This is a genomic window from Parablautia sp. Marseille-Q6255 (genome assembly GCF_951230155.1).
GTDB lineage: Bacteria > Bacillota > Clostridia > Lachnospirales > Lachnospiraceae > Choladousia.
The window spans coordinates 91890-100295 of sequence record NZ_CATNVD010000020.1 but is presented as its reverse complement, the minus strand read 5'-3'; the positions used below and the strand labels follow the sequence as shown (position 1 = coordinate 100295).

The window sequence follows — 8406 nt, the reverse complement described above, 5'->3', positions numbered from 1 at the left end:
ATCATACAGACTCCTTATGTTTTTTCTGGACAATTAAACAATAAGACAAATCTGTATGATTGGGAAGAGGTTTCGGCCTCTTCCTTTATTTTTTTACTTTTTGCCAATGATAATTATACTCTAAGTCCTTAGATTTCCTTAAATTTCCTTTTTAATTTCCTTTTAGAGAAATTCAACGCTGTAAATTCATCATGCCAATGGAACTCTTCCTGATTATTTTTATTTTTTCTGATTCGTTGCTGCTCTTTAATAATCTTATTAACTACAGAAATAAAACACTTTTCTGTTTCTGCTTTAAATCTTTATAATTTCTGTTTGCGCTTCTCACCTGTATAGTTTTCTGTCTGACTTTAGTACTCTTTTGCAATCTCTTCCGTGATCCCATATATACTTTTAAAATTTTCTAAATCTTCCGGAGATTTAATAAGCATAATTTCTTCCATTTTTCCAGTCCGTATATCTTTAAATCCTGCTATTTGTTCACCAGTACAAATGCCTGCACGGATTATTGGTCTCATATTTTCTCTTTCATATGTTTTTTTCACAGTTTTCTTTTTAAATAATCCCATGCTCCCTGCCTTCTTTCAGCTGTGCCATCAAAAGCATTTTTTCAAAAGACTGAGTGAATCTTTCATCATCTTCCTCCGTTCGCTTCTTCGGGCCTTTGATATGATTTTTGTGTGAACTCCTTCTGGCTTTTTTATTCAAATGACGCTCCATGAGCATCTGATCAATATTGTCATTGGTGTACCATTTCCCTGATTGATGAATGGCATAAGCACCTTTCCCAAGAGCCATTGCTGCTACACCATAATCCTGTGATACAACAATATCTCCTTTATGACAGATACTGATCAGCTTATAATCTACTGCATCTGCTCCTGCTCCGACAACAATAACTTCACTGTAATCTGATGACAGAACATGATTCGTATCACACAGCAGTGTTTCTGGAACACTATGCTCTTTTGCAATCTTTTCAACGACAGCAATCACCGGGCAGGCATCTGCATCCACAAATATCTGCATCTTTCTATCTCTCCTCCGAACCGTTACACAAATTTTACTGTGACACAAAAATTTAAGGACATATTGCACTTACACAATATGCCCTCAATCATTCACAGCGTTCCCTTTCTATTTTTAAACAACAAGCGAATTCCTCGTTAAGAGGTTGGGTAATTTTCTTTACCCAATACTCTACCCAATCTGTACCCAAAATAGCACGATATTTTGTGAGATTTTACAGTAGTTTATAACACTTGTCAAAATAGCCAGAAACCGCTTAAATACACTATTTAATTCGCTTTTTACCAGTCTTACGATTGATAAATTAGTTTCCCATCTGTGCAGCAACCTCTGCCGCAAAATCTTCCTGCTTCTTCTCGATTCCTTCGCCTGTCTCGTAACGAACAAAGCCTTTGATCGTGATGTTTGCGCTGTTTGCTTTAGCAACCTGTGCTACGTACTGAGCTACGGACTGCTTTCCGTCCTCTGCCTTTACGTATACCTGATCAAGCAGGCAGATCTCTTTGAGCTCTTTCTTGATACGTCCTGTGATCATTCCCTCGATAACCTTCTCCGGCTTCTGGGACTCCTTCGGATCGTTCATAATCTGAGCTTTCAGGATCTCTTTCTCGTGCTCAATATACTCTGCGCTTACTTCGCTGTCGCTTGTATAGAGCGGCTTCAGAGCTGCTACCTGCATAGCTACGTTCTTTGCCATCTCTTTGATGTCATCATTTACTACATCTGTCACAACGTCAACCAGAACGCCGATCTTTCCACCCATGTGTGTGTAAGAAGCTACAAAACCAGCATCCTCTTTCACCTGAGCGAATCTTCTGATATTCATATTCTCGCCGATCACTGCGATCTGACCTGCCAGTTCTTCTGCAACTGTCTTTGTTGTGTCAAATTTCCACGGCTCTGCAAGGAAAGCGTCAATATCTGCTGCGGATGTCTCCAGTGCCTGCTCAGCTACCTGTGCAACATAGCCCTGGAATTTTTCGTTCTTTGCAACGAAATCTGTCTCAGCGTTTACCTCTACTGCAACGGCATTCTTTCCGTCTTCTGATACCATAACCATTGCAAGGCCTTCTGCTGCGATTCTGCTGGCTTTCTTCTGTGCAGTTGCGAGTCCCTTTTCTCTCAGGAATTCTACTGCCTTGTCCATATCACCATCTGTTGCTGTGAGGGCTTTCTTGCAGTCCATCATACCAGCGCCAGTCATTTCTCTTAACTCTTTTACCATTCCTGCTGTGATAGCCATTTTCTATTCCTCCTGAAATCTGTATATCAATTGTCTTGTATAATTACTCAGCAATTGCGTCTACCGGAGCCTCCTCAAAAGCTTCCTCTACGACTTCCTCACCCTGCTTTGCCTCGATAACAGCGTCTGCCATCTTGGAAACGATCAGCTTAACGGCACGGATTGCATCATCGTTGCCCGGGATCACGTAGTCCAGTTCCTCCGGATCACAGTTTGTATCACAGATACCGATAAGCGGAATACCGAGTGTATGAGCCTCCTGTACACAGATTCTCTCCTTCTTCGGGTCTACTACAAAGATTGCATCCGGGATTCTCTTCATCTCCTTGATACCGCCAAGGTTCTTCTGAAGCTTCTCCTGCTCTTTCTTCAGTGCGATAACTTCTTTCTTCGGAAGAACATCAAATGTTCCATCCTCTTCCATTGTCTCAATATCTTTGAGACGTTTGATTCTGCCCTGGATTGTCTTGAAGTTTGTCAGCATACCGCCGAGCCATCTCTCATTTACATAGTACATGCCGCATCTCTCAGCCTCTGCCTGAACTGCATCCTGAGCCTGCTTCTTTGTACCTACGAAGAGGATGTTTCCGCCGTTTGCTGCGATGTCTGCTACTGCCTTGCATGCCTCGTCTACCTTACCTACAGATTTCTGAAGGTCAATGATGTAGATGCCGTTGCGCTCTGTGTAGATGTACTCAGCCATCTTCGGGTTCCATCTTCTTGTCTGATGTCCGAAATGAACACCTGCCTCAAGTAACTGCTTCATTGAAATTACGCTCATGTCTTTTCTCCTTTTTGGTTGATTTCTTCCGCAGGTCTCACGCTTCCGAAAAGACCGCTTTGGCACCATTTCCAGAATCCACCTGCGTGTTTAATCTGTAACTTTTGTATTATAACATAAGGGCTTGCCTTAAGGCAAGCCCCCAAATAAGCTTTTTTGACAAACATACGTATTAGACGTATTATTTATTCTTTTTATTCTCTGCGCAGGGCCTCGATCGGGTCAAGATTTGCCGCCTGTATGGACGGCAGCAGTCCAAATACGATACCGATCAGCATAGAAAATACGACCGCGATCACAGCCGCCGGTATGCTGATAGACACCGCGACGCCGGAAACCTTGTTGATCGCCTGCGCCATACCAATTCCCGCCGCGACACCGATCAGTCCGCCAATGCTTGTCAGCACAGCAGCCTCTGTCAAAAACTGCCCGAGAATGATACTCTTTCGCGCGCCGATCGCTTTTTTCAGGCCGATCTCGCTCGTTCGTTCTGTGACAGATACCAGCATGATATTCATAACGCCGATGCCGCCCACGAGAAGGGAGATACTGGCGATCCAGATCAGCTGATTATTTGTCGCAGCGCTCAGATCCTGCAGCTTCTGCGCCTGCTCCAGCAGATTATCTGCTTTATACTTATAATCCGTCTGTTGTTCGGAGATCGTCTTGTTCAGGATATCTGCCGTCTTTTGACCGGCATCCTCCATATCATCTGTGCTGACTGCCTTTACGATCACATTTTCCGGCTCGTCATACGCGTAAACGATCGGCCAGGAAGCACGCGGCATATAGAGATAGCCTGCGGACTGATTCTGATGATACGTATAATAATCCGTAATCGAATTGATCGTCGGCTCAAAATTCATCGCCTTGTCAACAACGCCTACTACGGTAAACGGCATCTCCTTGATTTCGATCGTTTTGCCGATCGGATTTTCGTTTTGAAACAGCGTATCTGCCGCTGTCTGGTCAAGGATCAGCACCTTTCGGAAATTCTCATAATCACTGTCAATAAAATTTCTTCCGGTCTTGATGACATAGCCGGCGGTTTCGAAATAGCTCGTATCAATTCCCCTGACCGCCACCTCGGACAGACTGGTATTCTGGTAGAACACGCCGTCCGAAGTACGCCGCTCATTGTAGCATGTCACATTTTCCACAGAATCCAGATCCAGGATCTCCTGCCTTGTCTCTTCACTGACTTCTGGAATTCCCGGCGGAATATCTGCTGCGGAATAAATATCAAGCTCCCATTGCCCGGACAGAACGACATCCACGGTATTATTTCCAGAACCGATCAGGTTATTCTTGATCTGCTCATTCGTCCCCTTGATCGTTGACACAATAGAGATGATCGAGGCAATACCTATGATGATTCCGAGCATTGTGAGGAAGGACCTCATCTTATGCGACCAGATCCCCTGAAAGGATAGTCTTATGTTTTCAAGCAATTCTCACACCTCCTGCTATACGCCTGCTTCCAGCGAATCTACTTCCTTCGTCTTAGCGCCCTCTTCGACGTACTTGCCATATGGAAATGCAATCTTATCTGTCGTTTCAAGCCCTTTCTGAATCTCAACCGCCGATCCGCCGTAGACGAGCTTGCCCGTCTTGACATACTGCTTGGTCAGCGTTCCATCCGATCCCTGCTTCCACACATAGCTTCTGCCATCCTTTTCCTCGCGCACAAAGTACGGCTCCAGATAGATTCCCATATCTCCGCTTGACATGGTCGCGGAAAGCTGGATTTCTGCCTCTCCCTCTTCGATGTCCTCCGTACTGTCCAGCAGCGCATAGAACGGATAGTAAGACGCATTTGTATTTTCAGAACCGTATCCAAAGCTCATGCTTCCTCCGCTTGTGTCCGGATACTGCGAGATTTCCTTTATTACGGCCGTAAAGCCGACTCCTGTTTCTGTCATCATACCGGAGATCGTATCGCCGACATGGATTCTCTCCAGAGCCAGCTCACTCATCGCTCCCTTTGCATACAGACCGCTCTCATTTGCGACCTTTGCAAAATAATCGTAATCAGAGGTTCCATCCTCCGCGCCGATGCTGATGACCGTACCATCCATAGTACTCTTGACAACCTTTCCATCTACGATCCGCTGCTTCTGATCCACAGTCAGCTGTTTTTCCCGCATATCAAGCTCACATTCCTTGATCTCGCGCTCCTTGTCTTTGATCATCTCCTGCAGCCCTTCCAGGGAATCCCCCGGATCGTCTCCCCAGCCCGGATCATCTCCCCAGCCCGGTTCGGTCTCTGTCTGCGGTTCGGTCTGCGGCTTATTCGGATCCCACAGTCCGTACTGCTTCATCGTATCGACAAATCCCGGAGCTGCGGCCACGATCTGCTGCTGCGCTTCGGTAAGCAGCAGATATGCCTGCATGATCTCCTGCAAAATGGCGATCTTTTCTTCCTCCGGCGTATTCGGATCAAGCTTCTGGAACTCCTGGAAAGGAAGCAGCACCGTATATGCCTGCAGGCTGTCCCCGATCGCTGCTACCGGAGCATCCGGGGCTGCTCCGTGCGAAAGCTGCCACTGTTCCTCCAGCAAAAGCTGCCAGGACGGTCCGAGTACATTGTAGGCATTCATTGCTTTTTCAAGATCTTCTCCGTTGATCGCCGCCGCATCGATCCGCTCAAACAATGCCCGTACATAGGTCGTGCACAGTGCCTCATACTGTTTTTCGAGTGTCTCTGCTGCGACAATATCGTCCCCTTCCTGCTGCTGCAGGTAGGCATTTACTGTTCCCCGGAGCTGATAGTATTCCATCACATTGCCAAGCAGCGTATCCAGAACTGCCTCCGGCATCGTCTCGGGCACTGCATCAGGCATCGTCTCAGACAGCAAAGCATCGGAAGAACTCTCCGGTGATTCCGCCAGCCAGAACTGATAAAACGCGATCGCAGTCTCAAGCCGTGTCAGATAGTCCTCCTGAGCTGCCGCGCCCTCGCTCAACACCTCTGACGCAATATCAAGAAAACTGCGTACATACCGTTCTATCTTCTCTTCATAAGAATGATAGACTGCCGCAACTGTTACCGTTTCTCCCGGCATGGTAAATACCAGTTCCGGATTTTTCAGCGCCTCTTCGCTCAGAGTGTCTTTTAATGACTGCGGTGCTCTTACCTCCCAGCGCAGGAAATCTGCCAGAAGATCCTCGCCCTGCGGCGCCGTCAGTCTGACTTCTTCTCCCTGCGTCTTTTCTTCCACCGGTGGTCCCGTCAGGACATCGTTGCCCTTTTCATCCTGATAGTGGATCGTCAGCTCATACGTCGTCTGCTCTGTCTCTCCTCCCGGCTCAGTCGGAGGCTGCGGTTGTGTTTCCTGTTCTGTCTGGTTCTCTGTTCCTGTCTCGGTATTGGACTCTGTCTCAGACTCAGACTCTGCTGCTGTCTCAGATTCCGTCTGGTTCCCGGATTCGCTTTGCAGCTCGGATTCTGTCTGATTTTCAGATTCGCTTTGTGTCTCAGACGGTGCATTTTCCTTTTCTTCTGCAAGCTGCTCCAGTATACCGATCTCATCGTAATTGCCAACCGACTGTTGCTGCTTTGTGGCGAGCATCGCATAATTATCCTGAATCTCTGCCAAAGCGCTGACTGTCTCTTTGGCTGACATAGCCGTACTTTCTGCCATCGCCTCGCTGATCAGCATTTCCACATACCGCACATGGTACTGGTTCAATACTTCTGTGGCATCCTGCAGCTCCTTCGCCCCCTGCTCGCCAAGCGCGCTGCGAACGGATTCTTTCAGCTCAAAGGCGCGAACGGTTCCGCTGCCATCGTCTGCCTGAGAAGTCACTTCATCGGCAAACTTCTCACGGTAATAAGACACTGCAGCCAGAATCGGCTCTGCCACATCTTCTGCCTTTAAGGTATCTCCATGTGCCTGAAACAGCTCATCCAGCGTAGTGACCAGCATTTTATAATGCTCTGCACTCGCCTGTGCCTCTGCAGTGCCCTCTGCATCATCCGGCGTTTTTTCCACAGCCTCGATCCCTTCAATGGTCAGGCCTCCGTCACCAGCCTGCTCCCCCGGTGCAGATGCCGCTCCATCTTCGCTTTGCTCTCCCAGCTCTTCCTGACCTGGCGCAGTTTCCCAAATGCTCTCATCGAGCACCTCTGCATCCTCCGCACCTGCATCCGGTGCATCATTCTGAGGCTGGATATCTCCGGCTACACCTGCTTCCCCGGAAGCATCCTCTCCCTCGGCAGTCAGTACATCCGTGCGCACATCAAGCGATGCCGTCACCTTTCCGCTCTTTAGCTTCTCAAGATCCTTTTGAAGCTTCGTCATGGTCAGCTCAAGCGTCTGCATATCAAGCTGCTCCATCTCAAGCTCAAGCTCCTCGAGCGTCATATCATAGGAAAACAGGGGCGTGCCTTCCTTCACTGCATCCCCAGCCTTCACAAACACTTCGTCTATCTTATACTCCTCGTTTAATACGATCGTCTGAGCGATCTGAGAGGTGACCGTTCCGTAAAGAGACTGCGTCTCACCGCCCCAGTAGCCCATATTCACATACTCGACCGGCACTACCTCTACCGGCTTTTTCTGCCCCTGCACAGCATAATACGCACCGTATCCGCCTGCTCCGATCAGAGCGACCGATACGACAATACTGATCGCCGCTGTCTTCAGCTTCATTCGCTCACCGTCCCTTCCTGTTCTGAAAGCTCGCCGTCAAAAATCGTGACGATACGCTTCGCATGGTGGGCAATACCGCTGTCATGTGTGATCATGATAACAGTCACGCCCTCATCATTCAGCTTCTGAAACAGCTCCATCACCTGCTTGCTCGACTTTGAATCGAGCGCTCCGGTCGGCTCGTCCGCAAGTAGAATATCCGGCCTGTTTACCATCGCACGCGCGATCGCCACTCTCTGCTTCTGTCCGCCGGAGAGCTGTGTCGGCTTAAACATCACACGATCCTCCAGGCCTACTCTTGTAAGCGCCGCCTTTGCCTGTTCCCGGCGCGTTTTTTTTCGGACACCGGAATATACGAGCGGAAGCGCTACATTATCCAGAGCCGTCATACGCGGCAGCAGCTGAAAATTCTGAAAGACAAAACCGATGCTGTGCAGCCGCACCTCCGCAAGCTGCTTTTCATTCAAAGACTGTATGTCCCTTCCGGAAAGCTCGTAGGAACCTGAGGTCGGACGGTCCAGACAGCCGACGATATTCATCAGTGTTGACTTGCCGGAGCCGGACGGCCCCATGATCGCCACGTACTCTCCTTTTTCTACATTCAGGCAGACGTCCTTTAGTACCGGAACCGTCATTTTCCCCTGGATATAGTCTTTATATATATGTTCCAGTTTCAGTATCACGGAAAATCCTCCCCT

7 protein-coding genes are annotated in these 8406 nt (G+C 48.2%); all 7 read right to left on the bottom strand.

What is annotated here, in order from left to right; all coding sequences use genetic code 11:
* Nucleotides 1–350 precede the first annotated feature (350 nt).
* Complete coding sequence (locus tag QOX44_RS15500) at nt 351–569, bottom strand: aspartate dehydrogenase (RefSeq protein ID WP_283684422.1); 219 nt, start codon at nt 567–569, stop codon at nt 351–353.
* Nucleotides 556–1029: a YaiI/YqxD family protein gene (locus tag QOX44_RS15495; RefSeq protein ID WP_283684421.1), complete on the bottom strand. Its 474-nt coding sequence runs from the start codon at nt 1027–1029 to the stop codon at nt 556–558. Before QOX44_RS15495 ends, QOX44_RS15500 begins: the two co-directional genes overlap by 14 nt.
* A gap of 304 nt (nt 1030–1333) precedes the next feature.
* Nucleotides 1334–2272 (bottom strand): translation elongation factor Ts, encoded by a 939-nt coding sequence (gene tsf / locus QOX44_RS15490; RefSeq protein WP_283684419.1) that lies wholly within the window; start codon nt 2270–2272, stop codon nt 1334–1336.
* A 43-nt stretch (nt 2273–2315) separates the two neighbouring features.
* Nucleotides 2316–3053, bottom strand: coding sequence for a 30S ribosomal protein S2 (gene rpsB / locus QOX44_RS15485; protein ID WP_283684418.1), 738 nt, complete (start codon nt 3051–3053; stop codon nt 2316–2318).
* Nucleotides 3054–3247: 194 nt separating this feature from the next.
* Nucleotides 3248–4504 carry an ABC transporter permease gene (locus QOX44_RS15480; RefSeq protein ID WP_283684416.1) on the bottom strand — a complete coding sequence of 419 codons (1257 nt, stop codon included), beginning with the start codon at nt 4502–4504 and terminating at the stop codon, nt 3248–3250.
* A gap of 15 nt (nt 4505–4519) precedes the next feature.
* A complete protein-coding gene (locus QOX44_RS15475) occupies nt 4520–7708 on the bottom strand; it encodes a hypothetical protein (protein ID WP_283684415.1) in 3189 nt (1062 codons plus the stop codon).
* Entirely contained in the window at nt 7705–8391 is a 687-nt protein-coding gene (locus QOX44_RS15470; RefSeq protein ID WP_283684413.1) for an ABC transporter ATP-binding protein, read from the bottom strand. Before QOX44_RS15470 ends, QOX44_RS15475 begins: the two co-directional genes overlap by 4 nt.
* Nucleotides 8392–8406 lie beyond the last annotated feature (15 nt).

Excerpts from the sequence above, each read along its gene's own strand:
- QOX44_RS15495 (WP_283684421.1), bottom strand. The coding sequence starts at position 1,029 with ATGCAGATATTTGTGGATGCAGATGCCTGCCCGGTGATTGCTGTCGTT.
- QOX44_RS15475 (WP_283684415.1), bottom strand. The coding sequence starts at position 7,708 with ATGAAGCTGAAGACAGCGGCGATCAGTATTGTCGTATCGGTCGCTCTG.
- rpsB (WP_283684418.1), bottom strand. The coding sequence starts at position 3,053 with ATGAGCGTAATTTCAATGAAGCAGTTACTTGAGGCAGGTGTTCATTTC.
- QOX44_RS15500 (WP_283684422.1), bottom strand. The coding sequence starts at position 569 with ATGGGATTATTTAAAAAGAAAACTGTGAAAAAAACATATGAAAGAGAA.
- tsf (WP_283684419.1), bottom strand. The coding sequence starts at position 2,272 with ATGGCTATCACAGCAGGAATGGTAAAAGAGTTAAGAGAAATGACTGGC.